Below are 17,869 nucleotides of genomic sequence, written 5' to 3' on the forward strand. Positions count from 1 at the left end.
GATTGTTGAGCGGCGCCACCCCCGACCCCACAAAGCCAGCGCGCGAGCCGGATGTCGTCGCGCGGCTTCAACTGACGCAGGCTCTGCAACGGGCCCAATACGCGATTGCGTGGGAACGTACCTGGCCAGGGCTCGTCCGGTTTCTGAGCGTCATTGGGCTGTTTCTGGTGGCATCCTGGGCCGGATTGTGGCTGGCGCTGCCGTTCCTTGCACGTGCGGTCTGCCTTGGCCTGTTCGCCCTTGCGGCGCTGGCCGCATTGTTCCCGCTCGCGCGGTTTCGCTGGCCGAGCCGCGAACAGGCGTTGAGCCGGCTCGACCGCGGCACCGGCGTTCGCCATCGCCCGGCGACCGCGCTGACCGATACACTCTCGACCAAGGATCCGATCGCGCAGGCGCTGTGGCGGGAGCAGCGCGAGCGCACGCTGGCCTCGATCAAGCGGATCCGCGCCGGGCTGCCTTCGCCGCGGCTGGCGATCCACGACCCCTGGGCGCTGCGTGCGCTGATCATGGTGATGCTGGCGGCCGCCTATGTCGCCGCCGGCGACGAGCGCCGGCTACGAATTGCCGCGGCGTTCGACTGGAACGGCGTGCTGACGCCGGCCAACGTCCGGGTCGATGCCTGGGTCACCCCGCCGCTCTATACCGGCAAGCCGCCGGTCATTCTGTCTGCCGCCAACAGGGATGCGGCTTCTCCCGATGGCGGGGCACCATTGCCGGTGCCTGCAGGCAGCACGCTGCTGGTGCGCTCCAGCGGCGGCAATATCGACGTCGTGGTCGGCGGCGGCGTGACCGAGGTCGCGCCCAGCGAGCAGGCGCCGAAGGGCACCAACGAACGGCATTTCAAGATCAACGGTGACGGCACCGCGCATGTCCGCGCGCCCTCCGGCCAGCCGCTGTGGCGCTTCGCGGCGATGCCCGACCGTGCCCCGACCATCTCGCTGGCGAAAGATCCGGAGCGCCAGGCCCGCGGCTCGCTGCAGACGTCCTACAAGCTCGAGGATGATTACGGCGTCACCGAAGCGCGCGCGCAATTCGCCGTCCGTGCTCCCGATGCCGGCAAGGAAGGGAATAAGGAAGGCAACAAGGAAGACAAGAGCAAGGAGGCCGAGAAGGCCGAGCCACGGCCGCTGTTCGAGCCGCCGCAGTTTGCGCTGGTGCTGCCGAATGCGCGCACCCGCAACGGCGTCGGCCAGACCGTGAAGGATCTCAGCGAGGATCCCTATGCCGGCGCCGATGTGACGCTGACGCTCACGGCCAAGGACGAGGCCGGCAATGAGGGCAAGAGCGAGCCGTTCAACATGCGGCTGCCGGAACGGCTGTTCACCAAGCCCCTCGCCCGCGCCCTGATCGAACAGCGCCGCATTCTGGCGCTCGATGCCAATCAGAATTCGCAAGTCTATACCGCCCTCGATGCGCTGATGATCGCGCCGGAATTGTTCACGCCCGAAGCCGGTCACTATCTCGGTCTCTTCAGTGTCAAGCACCAACTGGAGGAGGCGCGCACCGATGCCGCGCTGCGCGAGGTCGTCGCTAGCATGTGGGCGCTTGCCGTCACCATCGAGGACGGCAACATCACCGATGTCGAGAAGGCGCTGCGCGCGGCGCAGGACGCGCTCAAGCAGGCGCTGGAGCGTGGCGCCACCGACGAGGAGATCAAGAAGCTGACGGATAATCTGCGCGCTGCGCTGGACAATTTCCTGCGCCAGCTCGCCGAGCAGTTCCGCAACAACCCGCAGCAACAGGCGCGCCCGCTCGATCCCAACACGAAAGTGCTGAGCCAGCAGGATCTCAAGAACATGCTTGACCGGCTGGAGCGGATGTCGCGTTCCGGTGACAAGGATGCCGCCAAGCAGCTATTGGAACAGCTCCAGCAGATGCTGGAAAACCTGCAGATGGCGCAGCCCGGCCAGGGCGGCGACAACGAGATGGAGCAGGCGCTGAACGAGCTCGGCGACATGATCCGCAAGCAGCAGCAATTGCGCGACAAGACCTACAAGCAGGGCCAGGATTCGCGGCGCGACCGCATGCGCGGCAAGCAGGGTGACAAGCAGGGCGATCAGAGCATGGGCGATCTGCAACAGGACCAGCAGGGCCTGCGCGACCGCCTGAAGAAGTTGCAGGAAGAGCTTGCCAAGCGCGGCATGGGCCCGGGCCAGCGCGGCCAGCAGGGCCAGCGTGGCGACCAGCAGGGGCAGCAGGGCCAACAGGGTCAGGGTCAAGGCGGCGAGCAAGGCGACGGCGAGGACGGGCTCGATCAGGCCGATTCGGCCATGGGCGATGCCACCGGCCGGCTCGGCGAGGGCAATGCCGAGGGCGCAGTGGACTCGCAGGGCCGCGCGCTCGACGCGCTGCGCAAGGGCGCCCAGAGCCTTGCGGAAGCCATGCAGCAAGGTGACGGCGACCAGCCGGGCGACGGCCCCGGCAACCCGAGAGGCCGCCAGCAGGGCGCTGCCAACTCGACCGATCCGCTCGGCCGGCCGATGCGCCATAACGAATTCACCGACGACTACACGGTGAAGATCCCCGGCGAGATCGACGTGCAGCGGGTCCGCCGGATTTTGGAAGAACTGCGCCGCCGTCTCGGCGATCCGGCCCGTCCGCAGATCGAACTGGATTACATCGAGCGGCTGTTGAAGGATTATTGATCTTGTAGGGTGGGCAAAGGCGCATTTGCGCCGTGCCCACCATTTTTGTTCTCATCGAGAAGGTGGGCACGCTTCGCTCTGCCCACCCTACGGACTAACGGGTCACCCCGCCTTCCTCGCCGCCAGCGCGTCCGCCACCGCGGTGCGGATGTCGTGCACCGAAAACGGCTTCGTCACCACGTCGTGCACGATCGCATTGAGGCCGGAGGCGCGTTCGCGCTGGTCGGCGAAGCCTGTCATCAGCAGGATCTTCAGGTTGGGAAAATCCCGCGCCGCCGTCAGCGCCAGCGCGATGCCGTCCATGACCGGCATCTGGATGTCAGTCAAGAGCAGGTCGAACAGGCCTTGCTCGCGCGTCAGGATATCGAGCGCGTCGGCGCCGTCCCCGGCGGTGACGGTCTCGTGGCCATCCATGGCGATGGCGCGTGCCACCAGCGAGCGCATGGAGTCTTCGTCATCGGCAATCAGCACGCGTGGCATGAAGTCTTGATCTCTCGCCTTGCGGAAGCGGGCCAGGTTCAGGCGTGGCCGGCCAGATCCCGCTTGTTGAAAAAGCGTACGTCAATATTACGGCCTTCGGGCGGCGGCGAAGCCAGCCGCGACTTGAAATAGGCGCGCTCGCCGGGCTTGAGCACCGGCTGTTCCAATACCGCGTTCCAGGCATAGATCTCGGCGCCCTGCGCGTCGCGGACGGAGAAGCGCAGTCGCGGCAATTCGACCGGCTTTTTGGTCTCGCCGACGATCACGCCCTCGATGACCAGAACCGGCTTGCCGTCCACGGTCTCGTTGGTGATCTTGATGTCCTTGAAGGCGAGACCGCGCAGGTTCACTTCCAGCCCGACCATCTTGTAGAACGTCGCGGTTTGCGGTAGCAGCCGCACGATTTCGGTACGCCAGATCATCAGCGCCAGTATCAGCGCGCCCATTGCGGCGCAGGCGGTCGGCAGGCCGATGGACGGGATGAACGGAATGCCGGGCAGGGAGGGCAGCCGGAAAAGACGGGCCAGCCGCTCGCGGTGCGTGGTGATCGGGATATCCCCATGGTCTTCCGCATCGTACCGGGCAACCGATGGCCAGTCGCTGTCGCCGCCTTGGCGCGATCCTTCGCCCTCGGCCGGCCAACGGGGTGAAATCGAGGGACTGTCAACCACGGGGGTGTCCTGTTCCTCTTCCTCGCGCGCCATCGCCTCCCATTCGGCCGCGGCATCGGTTGCGGCCGGCTGGCTCGATTGCGCCGGAACTGGCGGAGCGCTCGGCATGGCTGCCGGCATGGCGGCCAGTTCGATCGCGTCCTCGGGCCGCGCCAGCCAGGTTTCCTTGCAGCGGGAGCAGCGGACGGTGCGCCCAGCGGTGCCCAACGTGGCCGGATTGATGGCGTAAGATGTTGTACAATGGGGACAAACGATATGCATGGAGCCCATCTCACCAGTGTCTTCGCCCGGATGCTACATACCGACCGTTAACGAATCGGAAACCATAACGGCCGCAAAACCGTTTTGTCCGGTTGGCGCCCAAACCAGCGGGCCACGAGCCCAAAGTTCAGGTTCAGGTCCAGGTTCAGGTTCAAGTCCGGGGTTTCCGGCCACGGTCCACGCCGAGCGGAGCTCGGCCACGGTCCATGCCGAGCGGAGCTCGGCCATGGTACATGTCGAGCGGAGCTGAGCTTGGTTCGGTTCGAAAATGTCGGTTTGCGGTACGGGCTCGGCCCGGAGATTTTGCGCGACCTTTCCTTCGTGATTCCCGCCCATTCCTTCCAGTTTCTCACCGGTCCCTCCGGCGCGGGCAAGACCTCGCTGCTGCGGCTGTTGTTTCTGTCGCTGCGGCCGACCCGCGGCCTCGTCAACCTGTTCGGCCAGGATGTCTCGCTGCTGGGCAAGGATCAGATTGCGGGTCTGCGCACGCGCATCGGTATCGTGCTGCAGGATTTTCGTCTGCTTGACCACATGACGACCTACGAGAACGTGGCGCTGCCGTTCCGCGTGATGGGCCGTGACGAATCCAGCTATCGCCGCGAGGTGATCGACCTCCTGAAGTGGGTCGGCCTCGGCGAGCGCATGGACGCGCTGCCGCCGATCCTGTCGGGTGGTGAGAAGCAGCGCGCGGCGATCGCGCGCGCGGTGATCTCGCGGCCGCAATTGCTGCTGGCGGACGAGCCGACCGGCAGCGTCGATCCGACGCTCGGCCGGCGCTTGCTACGGTTGTTTATCGAATTGAACCGGCTGGGCACCGCGGTGATCATCGCGACCCACGATATCACGCTGATGGACCAGTACGAGGCGCGGCGGATGGTGCTGCACCAGGGACGGCTGCACATCTATGAGTAGGGCCGGTGACGAGCATGGGCCGCTGGTGGACCTCGGCGACGAACGTCCGCAGGTGCCGGCGCGCGCGCGCAACATGTCGCCGATCGTGCCGCGGGCGTCGATCTCCGGCCGCGCGCTGGTCGCCGTCGTCGCCATCATGACGTTCCTTGCTTCCATCACCACCGGCACCGTGCTGCTCGTCAGCGCATCGGCGGCGGAATGGCAGTCCGAAGTCGCCAGCGAAATCACCGTTCAGGTGCGCCCGCAGGCCGGGCGCGATCTCGAGCGCGACGCGGCCGCGGTGGTGGAGGCGATGCGGACGCAGCCCGGCATCGTCCAGGTCAAGCCGTTCAGCAAGGATGAATCGGCCAGATTACTGGAGCCGTGGCTCGGCAGCGGGCTGTCGATCGAGCAGTTGCCGGTGCCGCGCGTCGTCGTCGCGCGCGTCCAGCCCGGCACCATACTCGACCTCGCTGCATTGCGCTCCAGGGTAACGCAAGTGGCGCCGTCGGCGAGCGTCGACGATCACCGCGCCTGGATCGAGCGCATGCGCTCGATGACTGGCGCCACCGTGTTTGCTGGCATTGGCATTCTCGCACTGGTGATCGTCGCGACGATTATTTCGGTGTCGTTCGCGACCCGCGGCGCGATGGCGGCGAATCGCCCGATCGTCGAGGTACTGCACTTCGTCGGCGCCGGCGACCGCTATATCGCCAACCATTTCCTGCGGCATTTTCTCCGGCTCGGGCTGGAGGGCGGGGTGATCGGCGGCGGCGCCGCGATGCTAGGTTTCGGCTTCTCCGAATCGATCGCCGGCTGGTTCTCGGGGACCCCTGTCGGCGATCAGTTCGCAGCGCTGCTCGGGACATTTTCGCTGCCGCCGTCTGGCTATCTGGCGCTGGCAGTACAGGCCGTGGCGATTGCCGCCATTACCGCCTGGGCGTCGCGGCGGACGCTGTTTGCGACGCTGGACGATATCGATTGAGGTGGGCCATTGGTATTTTCAAGTGAAGCAAGTCACGGACTTGACCCGCGGACCGGGACTCCACTTCGCGTGAAAACGTTCTAGAATTATGCGCGGGACGAGGGTTGCCGGACGATATGGATTTGCAGCACGACGATAGTACGCCGAGGGCGGGTGCCGCGCGGCCGCGCGGATGGCTGCGTGCGGTCATCGTCGGCTCCATGGCGATCCTGTTCGTCGGTGCGGCGGTGGGCTTCATCGCCTTCCTCTCGCAATTGCGCGGCGCCGAAATCAAGCCGGCGCGCAGCGCCGACGGGATCGTGGTCTTCACCGGCGGCTCGTCGCGGGTGTCGGATGCAATGGAATTGCTCGCCGGGGGCTACGGCAAGCGGCTGTTGATTTCGGGCGTGCATCCGACCAACGCCGCGCGCGACATTTCGCGCTCGTTGCCCGATAACCACTCGCTGCTCGGCTGTTGCGTCGATCTCGACCGCTCTGCGGTCAACACGCGCAGCAATGCCGCCGAGACGCGGCGCTGGGCGCAGGAGCGCGGCTTCAAGTCGCTGATCGTGGTGACGTCGAATTACCACATGCCGCGGGCTATTCTGGAATTGTCGCATGCGATGCCAGATGTCACGCTGATTCCGTTCGCGGTGATCGGCGACAAATGGCGCGACGAGCCGTGGTGGACCAGCGGCGCGACGCTGCGTCTGTTGCTGTCGGAATATGCGAAATACGTCGCCGCGGAGGTGCGCGTGCGCCTCGCCAGTGCGGGCATCGATCTCGTGCCCGAACTTTTCGATCAGCCCATGCCGGCGCCGCGCCCGCCGGCGACGGCGCAGGTCAACTAGACTAAAGCGATTCTGCGGAACAGCAGTGCGCGTTGTTGACGAAATTGGGGACGCCTTTGGCGTGTTGAAGCATATGAGGTCGATAGTGTGAACGCCGTGCGCGCTGCTGGCGTTCGTAACCGGCGGAAACAAGTCGATCGGGGATTCCCATGTGGGACGACGTACTTCTTTACGTCATCATAGGCTTCGTCGCGCAAATGATCGATGGTGCGATCGGCATGGCCTACGGCGTAACGGCTACCTCTGTGCTCCTCGGCCTGGGCGTGCCTCCCGCCACCGCAAGCGCGTGTGTGCATGCGGCGGAGACATTCACCACCGGCGCCTCGGGTCTCGCCCATTGGCGCTTTGGCAATGTTGACCGCAAACTGCTCCTGCGTCTTGCCATTCCGGGAATGATTGGTGGGGCAATCGGCGCCTATGCACTCTCCGAACTCCCCGGCGAAGCCTTGAAGCCTTTCATCAGCGCTTACCTCCTTCTGCTTGGCGCATTTATCGTCTGGAAGGCGCTAGCGGCTCGCCCAATTGAGGCACCTACTCCGCGCGCAGTCGGTCCTCTGGGTTTGTTCGGCGGCGTCCTCGACGCCATTGGCGGAGGGGGATGGGGCCTGACCGTGACCTCTACACTCCTTGGCCAAGGCGCGACGCCGCGCTACGCCATCGGCTCAGTCAACTTGGCCGAGTTTTTCGTCACTTTGACCATATCAACGACTTTCTTTCTCACCGTTGGCCTGAGCCTGTGGCCTATCATCGCCGGTCTTATCATCGGGGGGGTCATCGCGGCGCCGTTCGCAGCGCTTGCGACCAAACACATCCCGGATAAAGTCCTGATGCTTCTGGTCGGCTGCGTCGTAGTGCTCTTAAGCCTGCGCACAATCCTCATGGAACTCGCATCCGGTCCATAGGTCGGCTAAGGGTCGGCCATTAACAGACATGCGCGGCCCCGACCTTCGAGGTCCGCTTTGCCTCCAATGGCGAATACTATCGCGGCCACCGGATTTCATTCCAGTCCGCTTATGAGTACACACCCCAGCTCAACGGTCGCTGTTCTCCGCGGGAAGAGGCGGTGGATGCTGGGTGTGCAGCATCGCCGCGAGCCGGTGCAGTTGCGAATCGCGAAAGCCTTCCGCTTCGATGGCTTTCACGGTAGCCAAAACGTAATCGCGGTTGACGCCGGACTGGCCGTGTCCCTGCAGCACATGACGTAGCTGCTCGGTGAGCGACAGCCGGCCGGCATATTGCACGTGGCCGCGGTCGACCACATAGACAAGCGCGCTGACGCGTTGACGCGCATCGTTCTCCAGCCACACCGACCGCATCACCTCGCGGTAGACCGAAGTGACCTGCTCGCGCTCGCGCAAATAGGCGATGGTGGCGGCGCGGTACTTCTCCGCGACGCGGAATGCGATGCCGCGGCAGGCGCCGCCGCGGTCGAGTCCGAGAACGAGGCCGGGCTTTTCCGGCGTGCCCCGATGGACGAAGGAGTAGACGCAGAGCGCGCGGTGCTCGCCGATCAGCCGTGCCGGAACCCGTTCGATGAATTCGAAGCCCGGGCGCCACATCAGGGAGCCGTAGCCGAACACCCAGAGGTCGCCTTGCGAGAATTCCGTATCGTTGAACTCAATTGCGGGCATGCCACGTGCACCGCTACCAGAACGGCGCGACAAAGCGAAGTGGATTCAATGCCTTTTGTTGCGACGAGCGGATACTTACATTCGCCAAAATCGCTAGCCAAAGGACGCCGCATGCCTGACATGATCCCTGCGCCGCGCCGGCGCCCGCTGTGGCGCCTCTTCATCGCGCCTGCACTGCTCCTTGTTATTGCCGCGGCATGGAGCGCGTTCTGGTTCTATGCCGCTTCCGAAGTCGGCGTGCGCGCCGATGCGTGGGCGCTGCAGGAGGCGAAAGCCGGTCGGGTCTATGCGTGCGGCAAGCGTTCAGTGGCCGGCTTCCCGTTCCGCTTCGAAGTCCGCTGCGACGACGCCAGCGTTTCGCTGATCTCGCAGACCGCCGGCGCGCAGGTGCCGTTCACCGCGCGGCTCGGCGAGATCATGGTGATCGCGCAGATCTACCAGCCGAGACTCCTGATCGCCGAATTCAAGGCGCCGGCTACGCTCGCCGATCGCGGCCAGCCGCCGTCGATGAAGGTGAACTGGACCTTGGGCCGCAGCAGCGTGAGCGGATTGCCCGATGTGCCGCGGCGCGCTTCCATCGTGTTCGACAATCCCTCGATCGACCGCGTCAACGGACCGGTCGAGACGCCGCTGGCGCGCGCCCGCCATGTCGAGCTGCACGGCCGTCTTGCCGAAGGCTCGACGAAGGATCAGCCCGCGATCGAAGCCGTGCTGCAGATATCCGGCGGCAATGTGCAGGAGGTGCACCCGGTGCTGGCGCAGCCGTTCGACGCCGACATCCAGACCAAGCTCACCGGTTTGAAGGATTTTACACCGAAGCCGTGGCCCGAACGTTTCCGGGAATTGCAGGCGGCGGGCGGCCATGTCGAGATCGTCCGCTCGCGGATTCAGCAGGGCGATCTGATCTCGCTGGCCGCCGGCACGCTGCGCCTCAATGCGCAGGGTCGGATCGACGGCGAATTGCAGATGACGGTGACGGGACTGGAGCGCGTGATTCCGGCGCTTGGCATCGAGAAGATGCTGGAGGAGGGCGTGCCGCAGGCAACGCTTGATCGCGTCGCACCCGGCGTCAAGTCTCAGGACCTCAACAATCTGTTCGGCGCGCTCGACAAGGCGATCCCGGGGCTCGGCAAGGTCGTCAAGCAGAACGCCAATGCCGGCGTCGCGGCCGGCATCAATTCGCTCGGCAAGGAGGCGGAGCTGGAAGGCAAGAAAGCGCGAGCCTTCCCGCTGCGCTTTGTTGACGGCGCGGTGTTTCTGGGGCCGTTGAAAGTGGGCCAGGTGCCGCCGCTGTTTTAGCGTTCATTGCGCACCGCTCTATCCACGTCATTGCGAGCGCAGCGAAGCAATCCATCCCATCTTTCCCCGTGCGGAGGCATGGATTGCTTCGCTTCGCTCGCAATGACGGCTGAGAGAGCGGCGCCTCTAATCCGCCTTCTTCTCCAGCGGCGGATGCGGGCGCCCGAAATCCGGCGCGGCGGAATCCTGGCCGATCTCGACGATGCCGCGGCGGATGGCGCGGGTGCGGGTGAAATGCTCGAACAGCGCCTCGCCGTCGCCCCGGCGGATGGCGCGGGTGAGCTTTGAAAGGTCCTCGTTGAAGGTGCCGAGCATTTCCAGCACGGCCTCCTTGTTGTTCAAGAACACGTCGCGCCACATCGTCGGGTCCGACGCCGCGATGCGGGTGAAGTCGCGAAAGCCGCCAGCAGAAAACTTGATGACCTCCGATGAGGTCACCTGCGCCAGCTCGTCGGCAGTGCCGACGATGGTGTAGGCGATCAGATGCGGCAAATGGCTGGTGATCGCCAGCACCAGGTCGTGATGATCAGGCGTCATGGTCTCGACCCTGGCGCCCATGCCGGCCCAGAACGCGCGCAGTGTTTCGACCGCCATGGGGTCGGCACCCTCGGGCGGGGTGAGAATGCACCAGCGATTGATGAACAGTTCGGCGAAGCCGGAATCGGGACCCGAATGCTCGGTGCCGGCGACCGGGTGCGCCGGAACGAAATGAACATGGCCCGGCAAATGCGGCGCCATCTCGCGGACGATGGCGCCCTTGACTGAGCCGGCGTCGGAAACGATCGCGCCCGCTTTCAGGAACGGCGCGATCTCCTGCGCCACCTGCCCGCAGGCGCCGACGGGGATGCAGAGAATCACGAGGTCGGCGTCTTTGACGGCCTCCACGTTGGTCTCCAGCACGCGATCGACGATGCCGAGCTCCACCACGCGTGCGCGCGTCTTTTCCGAGCGCGCGGTGGTGACGATTTCGCTGGCGAGCCCCTGGGCCCGCACCGCGCGCGCGATCGAGCCGCCGATCAGGCCGAAGCCGATCAGCGCGACGCGTCGGAAGATCGGTACCGGACTCACTTGACCGCCATGAAGTCGCGCAGGGCGTCGACGACGAGGCGGTTGGCCTCCTCGGTGCCGATGGTCATGCGTAGCGCATGCGGCAGGCCGTAATTGTTCAGCGCCCGCAGCACCAGGCCACGTTTGGTCAGGAACGCGTCCGCGTCGGCCGAGGTCTTGCCCTTCTCGGTCGGGAAGTGGATCAGCACGAAATTGGCGACGCTCGGCGTCACCTTCAGTCCCAGTTTGCCGATCTCCTCCGTCAGCCAGTTGCGCCACTGTTCGGTGAACGCCTTCGACTTCTGTACATGCGCAGTGTCCTCGATCGCGGCGACCGCCGCCAGCATCGCCGGCGTCGAGACGTTGAAGGGACCGCGGATGCGGTTGACGGCGTCGACGATGTGCGCCGGGCCGAACATCCAGCCGATCCGCAGAGCCGCCAGCCCGTGAATCTTGGAGAAGGTATGCGTCATCACGGTGTTTTCGGTGGTGGCCACCAGCTCCAGGCCGAGCTCGTAATCGTTACGCGACACGTAGTCGGAGTACGCAGCGTCGAGCACCAGCAGCACATTCGACGGCAGGCCAGCGCGCAGCCGCTTGACCTCGTCGAACGGCACGTAGGTGCCGGTCGGGTTGTTCGGGTTGGCGAGCCATACCAGTTTCGTGCGCGGCGTCACGCGCGCGAGAATGGCGTCGACGTCGGCGGTAAAATTGGTCTCGGGCGCAATAACGTTCTTGGCGCCGTTCGCCATCGTCGCGATCGGATAGACCAGGAAGCCGTGGGCGGTCGAGATCGCCTCATCGCCCTGGCTGAGATAGGTGTGCGCTAAAAGATTAAGGATTTCGTCCGAGCCGGCGCCGCAGATGATGCGGTTGGGATCGAGTCCGTAGGCGCGCCCAATCGCTTCGCGCAGCACCCGCGAGGTTCCTTCCGGATAGTCCTCCAGATGATCAGCCACGTGCTTGTAGACTTCGATCGCCTTCGGCGACGGCCCGAACGGGGTCTCGTTGGCCGACAGCTTGAACACCTTGCGGCCCGGCTCCGGCACCGGGGTCTTGCCGGGCGTGTAGGGCGCAATATCGAGAATGCCGGGATTCGGCACGGGGCGGTTCATCTTCAACTCCGGAATTTCGGGCGGCGTTTTTAAGGCTTTGCCGACCCGTTCGGGGGCACCGTATAGCGTGTTGCGTGGCTTCCGACGAGAGCCGACGAGCGCACCGAGGCGCCGGCCTGGATCAGCGCGGTCTTGATCTTCTCGAACCCGGTGCCGGCATCCGATACCAAAAGCGCCGCGCCGTCGAAAGCGGTATCGGGCACGGCGACGATTTCGGCGAGCGGGGCGAGTGCGCGAGCGATATCGGCGTTCCACCCCGAGACGCGGACGCTCCACATCTGCACCTCCGTCACCTTGGCATCATCGGCCACGCGCGAGATCAGGAATACCGGCAGCGCCGCGGGATGATCGGCGCGTTCGAGGAACGGCAGCCGGGCAATGATTTTTGGCGCGCCTTCGGCTTCCAGCGCGCTCCACCACGGTGTGCGGCTCGAGACCGCCGAGACCAGCGCCAGATCGCCCTTGGATTTCGCCACGGCTTCAACCGCGGCCTGTGCGCTGAAATGGCCGACATAGGGCACGACAAAGCCGAAGTGAAACCGCGCCGAATCCCGCATCGCCGGCTCGCCGACCGAGACGTCCGCATGCACCGAGAACGGCGCCTGAACGTAAGTGAAGGTCGAGATGATGACGCGCCAGATGCTCTCGATGGTATCGAGCGGCAGGATGCCGCGATGGCGCTCGACCAGGCTGCGCATCATGCTGGCCTCGCGCGCGGGCCGGAACGCCGAGCCCACTTCCTGGGTCTGCTTCACCTGGATCAGCCGGTCGATGATGTCGCCGCGCGCCATCAAGAGGCGATGGACCTGCTCGTCGATCGCGTCGATCTCCTTGCGCAATTCCTGCAGCGAGGGCGGAGCCGGGGGAGCCTTGGACATTGGGCGTAACCTGATGAGAGCTTTACCTCATCCTGAGGAGCAGCGCATGCGCCGCGTCTCGAGGGATGAAGCCCGTTCTCCCTCATGGTTCGAGACGACGCAAGGGCGCCTCCTCACCATGAGGTCTGCGAGCCCGGTTAACCATGCGGCTGCCTTGACGGGGGACCTGCTTCGGACTAGCTTTGTTCCATTCCGTGGTCATTTGAGCCGGCCGGCTTGCAGCCACGTTAAACAACTCGCTAAACAGGCCGGGGACAGATTGATCCCGGCCGAACCTTTCGTTCAGGCCGGGTTTTTTGCGGCCTGATTTCTGTCGTTAAGGACCTCCGCGAGGAGGAAGGTCGGGATGACACAATTGCAGTCGGTATCCAGTCCGTCGATTCACAGCGAGGACCGCGCCCATGAGGCCGATCATCCGACCTCGCCGGTGGAAAAGTTTGGCATCGAGCAGCCCTTGAAGCTCGATTGCGGCATCGATCTCGCGCCATTCCAGATCGCGTACCAGACCTATGGTGAGTTGAACGCCAACCGCTCCAACGCGATCCTGATCTGCCACGCGCTGACGCTGGATCAGCATGTCGCCAACGTGCATCCTCTGACCGGCAAGGCCGGCTGGTGGGAAATCATGGTCGGTCCCGGCCGTCCGCTCGACACCGACAAATATTTCATCATCTGTTCGAATGTGATCGGCGGCTGCATGGGATCGACCGGTCCGGCCTCGACCAATCCAGCGACCGGCAAGGCGTGGGGACTGGATTTTCCGATCATCACCATCCCCGACATGGTCCGCGCGCAGGCCATGTTGCTCGACCGGCTGGGCATCCAAACATTGCTATGCGTGATCGGCGGCTCCATGGGCGGCATGCAGGTGCTGCAATGGACGGCAGCCTATCCGGAACGGGTGTTTTCCGCGCTGCCGGTCGCCTGCTCAACGCGCCATTCGGCGCAAAACATCGCGTTTCACGAACTCGGCCGGCAGGCCGTGATGGCTGATCCGGACTGGCACCATGGGCGCTATTTCGAACGCAGCACGCATCCGCATCGCGGACTGGCGGTGGCGCGGATGGCGGGGCACATCACCTATCTTTCCGACGCCGCGCTGCATCGCAAGTTCGGGCGGCGGATGCAGGATCGCGAACTACCGACGTTTTCGTTCGACGCGGATTTCCAGGTCGAAAGCTATCTGCGCTATCAGGGCTCGTCCTTTGTCGAGCGCTTCGATGCCAACAGCTATCTCTATTTGACGCGCGCGATGGACTATTTCGATATCGCCGCCGACCATGATGGCGTGCTGGCGGAAGCGTTTCGCGGCATCAAGACCCGCTTCTGCGTGGTGTCGTTCACCTCCGACTGGCTGTTTCCGACCTCGGAATCGCGGGCGCTGGTGCATGCGCTGAACGCATCGAGCGCGCGGGTGTCGTTCGCCGAGATCGAGACCGACCGCGGCCACGATGCCTTCCTGCTCGACGTGCCCGAGTTCTTCGACATTTCTCGCGCCTTCCTGGAATCCGCAGGGAACGCGCGCGGCCTTGACGGTACAGGCGGTTGATATGGCCCTTCAGGAACAAGCGTTGCCGCTCGGCGGCATAGCGCCCGATCGCACCGGCAAATATCGCACCGATCATCTCCTCGTCGCCGAGATGATTGCGGCCGGCTCGAAAGTGCTCGACGTCGGCTGCGGCGACGGCGAATTGCTGCAACTCCTGGAGAGCCGCGGCATCGATGGCCGCGGCATCGAATTGTCGCGCGAGGGCGTCAACCGCTGCGTTGCCCGGGGTCTCGCCGTGGTGCAGGGCGACGCCGATACCGACCTCGTCAATTATCCGGACGATGCCTTCGATTACGTCATCCTGTCGCAGACGCTGCAGGCGACGCGGCAGCCGAAGCCGGTGTTGGAAAACCTGCTGCGCATCGGCCGGCGCGCGATCGTGTCGTTTCCGAATTTCGGCTTCTGGAAGATGCGGCTGCAACTACTCGTCGGCGGCCACATGCCGCGTACCGAAAACCTGCCGGCGACCTGGTACGACACGCCGAACATCCATTTCTGCACGATCAAGGATTTCGTCCAGCTCTGCGACGAGATCAACGTCAAGATGGAGCGCGCGGTAGCGCTCGATCTCTACGGCCGTCCCGTGCCGCTGAACCTGCCCTGGTGGGTCTGGAACATGTTCGGCGAGCAGGGCGTGTTTTTGCTGAGTAGGGGCGGGAAGGGGAAGTGATGCCTTCGGCGTCATTCCGGGGCGCGTCGAAGACGCGAACCCGGAATCTCGAGCACAATCGCGCACCATTGTGAGGTAAGCACCCTGCCAGGTCTCCCTCCCCCCTTGCGGGGGAGGGTTGGGGAGAGGGGTAAGCCGCGAGCGATGGAGGGAGAAGAAGTCCAACGGTGCGCCAACGAGACATGTGTAGCGGCAGCAAATCGTGGAGCGTCTTGTTCTTGCTCGTCGTCATGCAGCGGAGCAAGCGGCACCCCTCTCCCTAACCCTCTCCCGCAAGGGGAGAGGGAACCCTTCCGCCGGTGCGTCTCTCACACGTGCTCGCCAGCGGGAGAGGTGGTGCTCCGCCGCTGTGGCTAAACCGCCGCCACCATCGACCGCGGATCGCGCGCCGGCCATCGCCCGGCTTCCGCCAGCGCGATGAACCGCTCCACCATCTCGTTGAACAGCGCCGGCTCTTCCAGATTGAGCACGTGGCCCGATTTCGGAAAGAACGAAAGCCCCGCTGCCGGCAAATGGCGCTTCAGGAACAGGCTCGGTTCAATACAATTGTCGTCCTCGTCGCCGCACAGGATCAGCGCCGGCGTCGGCACGCGTCGGATCGCATCCGTCATGGTGTAGATCGACGGTCGCTTGCCCTGAAAGCTGCGCATGGTGTTGGCCGAGCCCCTGGCATCATGCCGCGCCAGCGCGGCGTAGAAATCGGCGTGGCCGCGCGGGTCCTTCAGCAAAAACGGAATCCGGCTCGGCGCCTCACGCGTCACCTTGGCGACTTCAACCGATCCGATCGCCTCATATTGCTCGGCATTGGCGACGCATTGCGCGCGGAAGGCGTCGAGCTGTTCGAGTGACGAGCCGGCGCCGACGGCGGCGAGCGTCATCGACAGCGCGCGCTCCGGCGCATTGAGGCCGACCTGCAGCGAGGAATAGGAGCCCATCGACAGGCCGACGAAATGCGCTTTGGCAATGCCGAGGTGATCGAGCACGGCGAGCGCGTCGGTGTAGAAATACTCGTAGGTGTAGACCTCGGCCGACGGCGGCACGTCGGATGGCGTATAGCCACGCGCCGAATAGGCGATGCAGCGATGGCCACGCGAGAAGTAGCGCATCTGCGGCTCCCAATTGGTGTGGTCGGCCGCGAACTCGTGCAGGAAGATGATCGGCGTCCCGCTTCCGGCCTCCTCGAAATAGAGACGCACGCGATCCTTGGCGACGGCATAGGGCATTTCGGATTCCTCTCGATTTTCTTGTTGTTTCGTAACTTCCTTGCGCAGCTAACCCACAAAATTGCAATTAATTCTCGGGGCTGCAATGCGGCAGGAAGGGGTCACTTTCGCCATCGAATCGTCGCGGAATCACCCCGAAATTGTTTCCTCTCCGCCACAGAAAATCTTCCTCTCGTCACACCGCCAAACGCAAAACGCCGGCCGCGTTCGTTCGTAGACGAACGCAACGTGTGGGAGTGTTAGAGGTTCAAGTATGAGTCAGTTGTTTGCGTTTCGCCGGTCGCTTCGTTTCATTGCGCTGGCACTGTGTTCGGCTTCCATCTTCGTATTCGTCTCTCCGGCTTCAGCAAGACCACATCACGGCGCAGGGCGACACGCTCGCGCCTATCACGCCGTCCATCACGTCAAGCATTATGCATATCGCCACCATCGCCATGCTCTCAGAATGTCGCGCTGGAAGCGCAGGGTTGCACAAATGCAGGCAGGCGGCCTTGCCGAGAATAACCCGAGTTTCCTGGGAAGCAGCGCCGAGATGGTGACACCCGGCGGTTTCGTCTCGTCCAACACAGTCAAGGCAGCGCGCGCCGATCGCGCCGGCCGTCGCGCCCGGATCCGGCACGCCGCGCACACATCGCGCTGGGAGCGCGCGGTCACGCAGATGCACGCGCGCGGTCTGGCCGATGCCAACGCAAGCGTCACGCCGGGAACGAGCGTCGAATCCAATTCAACGGTAACGCCGAACAGCGGCGCGATGGCCTCAGGATACACATCCTCGAACGTCGTCGCCGAAGCACGGAAATATCTCGGCGGCAACCCGACGGGGCGCGGCAGGCTGTGGTGCGCGCGGTTCATGAACATGGTGCTACAGCATTCCGGCTATCGCGGCACCGGCTCGGACATGGCGAGCTCGTTCGCGAAATACGGCCAGCGCGTTTCCGGCCCGCAGGTCGGCGCGATTGCGGTGATGTCGCGCGGCCGCCGCGGCGGCCATGTCGGCATCATCACCGGCATCGACGCCAAGGGCAATCCGATCATGATCTCCGGCAACAGCGGCAACCGCGTCCGCGAGATGCCAGTCTCGCGCGGCCGCATCTACGCCTACGTGATGCCGACGAGTTGAGGCGCGGCTAAACGGCAGGGTGGGCAAAGGCGCGCGTGCGCCGTGCCCACCATTCATCCCCGATCGTGCTGCTTGATGGTGGGCACGCTTCGCTTTGCCCACCATACAGCGCTGACGGGGGAGTGGCCGAGGTCAGCGGAAACCCGACGGCGCCCAGCTTTGAGCGAAGGTCATTCGCTTACGGGAGCACTTCGACCTTCGCCGCCATGTCGGGGGCGCGTGTGACGCGGTATGTCGCGTTGCTACATTTGAGGACCCAGACGGCGCGGTCCGGCTGTGAGCGCTTCCTGTCCCTGGTGGCGCCGAGCGCCTTGTCACAGGTAAACCCCTGCGTACGAATCTGAGCCGACAGCATTGTTTGCGGCGTTTCGGCAGGAGCCTGCTGCGCCCCTACCGGTGGGCTGAAAAGGGCAGCAGCGATAGCCAGGACGAACGATCCCTGTGTTTTGCCCATGATCTCAATCCTCCGAACAGACATCCCGCGCGTCTGAGTACTGAACTATATGTCAAGAACGCCGGCGTTGTCTGCCTTGGGTTAATAGGCGAAGTGATCAAGTGGACGCCTAAGCTGCCT

The 17,869-nt window shown here is 64.5% G+C and carries 17 protein-coding genes and 1 riboswitch; of the genes, 9 read left to right on the forward strand and 8 right to left on the reverse strand.

The window, feature by feature from the left end:
- The first annotated feature begins 5 nt into the window (after nt 1-5).
- Nucleotides 6-2,645: a TIGR02302 family protein gene (locus YUO_RS0116075; protein WP_028348197.1), complete on the forward strand. Its 2,640-nt coding sequence runs from the start codon at nt 6-8 to the stop codon at nt 2,643-2,645.
- Nucleotides 2,646-2,747: 102 nt separating this feature from the next.
- On the opposite strand, the gene YUO_RS0116080 is transcribed toward YUO_RS0116075, so the two are convergent.
- Entirely contained in the window at nt 2,748-3,125 is a 378-nt protein-coding gene (locus tag YUO_RS0116080; protein WP_028348198.1) for a response regulator, read from the reverse strand.
- Nucleotides 3,126-3,163: 38 nt separating this feature from the next.
- Nucleotides 3,164-4,057 carry an MJ0042-type zinc finger domain-containing protein gene (locus tag YUO_RS0116085; protein ID WP_028348199.1) on the reverse strand — a complete coding sequence of 298 codons (894 nt, stop codon included), beginning with the start codon at nt 4,055-4,057 and terminating at the stop codon, nt 3,164-3,166.
- Nucleotides 4,058-4,309: 252 nt separating this feature from the next.
- Here YUO_RS0116085 and ftsE point away from each other — a divergent pair, with 252 nt between their 5' ends.
- The 4 genes from ftsE (at nt 4,310) to YUO_RS0116105 (ending at nt 7,665) form a co-directional block, all read left to right on the forward strand.
- Nucleotides 4,310-4,969 carry a cell division ATP-binding protein FtsE gene (gene ftsE, locus YUO_RS0116090; protein WP_028348200.1) on the forward strand — a complete coding sequence of 220 codons (660 nt, stop codon included), beginning with the start codon at nt 4,310-4,312 and terminating at the stop codon, nt 4,967-4,969.
- Nucleotides 4,962-5,933: a cell division protein FtsX gene (locus YUO_RS0116095; RefSeq protein WP_028348201.1), complete on the forward strand. Its 972-nt coding sequence runs from the start codon at nt 4,962-4,964 to the stop codon at nt 5,931-5,933. The genes ftsE and YUO_RS0116095 overlap by 8 nt, the downstream gene beginning before the upstream one ends.
- Nucleotides 5,934-6,049: 116 nt before the next feature.
- Nucleotides 6,050-6,763, forward strand: a complete 714-nt coding sequence (locus YUO_RS0116100; RefSeq protein WP_028348202.1) for a YdcF family protein — start codon at nt 6,050-6,052, stop codon at nt 6,761-6,763.
- Nucleotides 6,764-6,912: 149 nt separating this feature from the next.
- Nucleotides 6,913-7,665 (forward strand): sulfite exporter TauE/SafE family protein, encoded by a 753-nt coding sequence (locus YUO_RS0116105; protein ID WP_028348203.1) that lies wholly within the window; start codon nt 6,913-6,915, stop codon nt 7,663-7,665.
- 129 nt (nt 7,666-7,794) lie between these two features.
- On the opposite strand, the gene YUO_RS0116110 is transcribed toward YUO_RS0116105, so the two are convergent.
- Nucleotides 7,795-8,394, reverse strand: a complete 600-nt coding sequence (locus YUO_RS0116110) for a gamma-glutamylcyclotransferase (RefSeq protein ID WP_028348204.1) — start codon at nt 8,392-8,394, stop codon at nt 7,795-7,797.
- Nucleotides 8,395-8,505: 111 nt separating this feature from the next.
- Here YUO_RS0116110 and YUO_RS0116115 point away from each other — a divergent pair, with 111 nt between their 5' ends.
- Entirely contained in the window at nt 8,506-9,693 is a 1,188-nt protein-coding gene (locus tag YUO_RS0116115) for a DUF2125 domain-containing protein (RefSeq protein ID WP_028348205.1), read from the forward strand.
- A 126-nt stretch (nt 9,694-9,819) separates the two neighbouring features.
- Here YUO_RS0116115 and YUO_RS0116120 read toward each other — a convergent pair whose 3' ends face one another.
- Genes YUO_RS0116120 through YUO_RS0116130 form a run of 3 tightly spaced genes read right to left on the reverse strand, consistent with a single transcriptional unit; the run spans nt 9,820 to nt 12,733 of the window.
- Nucleotides 9,820-10,761, reverse strand: a complete 942-nt coding sequence (locus YUO_RS0116120) for a prephenate/arogenate dehydrogenase family protein (protein WP_028348206.1) — start codon at nt 10,759-10,761, stop codon at nt 9,820-9,822.
- The gene (gene hisC, locus YUO_RS0116125) at nt 10,758-11,855 is read right to left on the reverse strand and encodes a histidinol-phosphate transaminase (protein ID WP_028348207.1); all 1,098 of its coding nucleotides are present in this window, start codon (nt 11,853-11,855) and stop codon (nt 10,758-10,760) included. Before hisC ends, YUO_RS0116120 begins: the two co-directional genes overlap by 4 nt.
- Nucleotides 11,856-11,884: 29 nt before the next feature.
- On the reverse strand, nt 11,885-12,733 hold the full coding sequence (locus YUO_RS0116130; protein ID WP_028348208.1) for a chorismate mutase: 849 nt from the start codon (nt 12,731-12,733) through the stop codon (nt 11,885-11,887).
- A 184-nt stretch (nt 12,734-12,917) separates the two neighbouring features.
- Nucleotides 12,918-12,997, forward strand: a riboswitch (SAM riboswitch).
- A gap of 82 nt (nt 12,998-13,079) precedes the next feature.
- Here YUO_RS0116130 and metX point away from each other — a divergent pair.
- Nucleotides 13,080-14,282, forward strand: coding sequence for a homoserine O-acetyltransferase MetX (gene metX / locus YUO_RS0116135; RefSeq protein ID WP_028348209.1), 1,203 nt, complete (start codon nt 13,080-13,082; stop codon nt 14,280-14,282).
- Between the two features lies 1 nt (nt 14,283).
- Nucleotides 14,284-14,952: a methionine biosynthesis protein MetW gene (metW, locus tag YUO_RS0116140; protein ID WP_028348210.1), complete on the forward strand. Its 669-nt coding sequence runs from the start codon at nt 14,284-14,286 to the stop codon at nt 14,950-14,952.
- A gap of 353 nt (nt 14,953-15,305) precedes the next feature.
- On the opposite strand, the gene YUO_RS0116145 is transcribed toward metW, so the two are convergent.
- Nucleotides 15,306-16,175, reverse strand: coding sequence for an alpha/beta fold hydrolase (locus YUO_RS0116145; RefSeq protein ID WP_028348211.1), 870 nt, complete (start codon nt 16,173-16,175; stop codon nt 15,306-15,308).
- A gap of 475 nt (nt 16,176-16,650) precedes the next feature.
- Between YUO_RS0116145 and YUO_RS0116150 the strand changes: the two genes are divergently transcribed.
- Nucleotides 16,651-17,295: a TIGR02594 family protein gene (locus tag YUO_RS0116150; protein ID WP_083754598.1), complete on the forward strand. Its 645-nt coding sequence runs from the start codon at nt 16,651-16,653 to the stop codon at nt 17,293-17,295.
- 178 nt (nt 17,296-17,473) lie between these two features.
- On the opposite strand, the gene YUO_RS0116155 is transcribed toward YUO_RS0116150, so the two are convergent.
- A complete protein-coding gene (locus tag YUO_RS0116155) occupies nt 17,474-17,749 on the reverse strand; it encodes a hypothetical protein (RefSeq protein ID WP_035726798.1) in 276 nt (91 codons plus the stop codon).
- Nucleotides 17,750-17,869: the final 120 nt, after the last annotated feature.

Source organism: Bradyrhizobium murdochi (assembly GCF_000472965.1).
Classification (GTDB): Bacteria; Pseudomonadota; Alphaproteobacteria; order Rhizobiales; family Xanthobacteraceae; genus Bradyrhizobium; species Bradyrhizobium murdochi.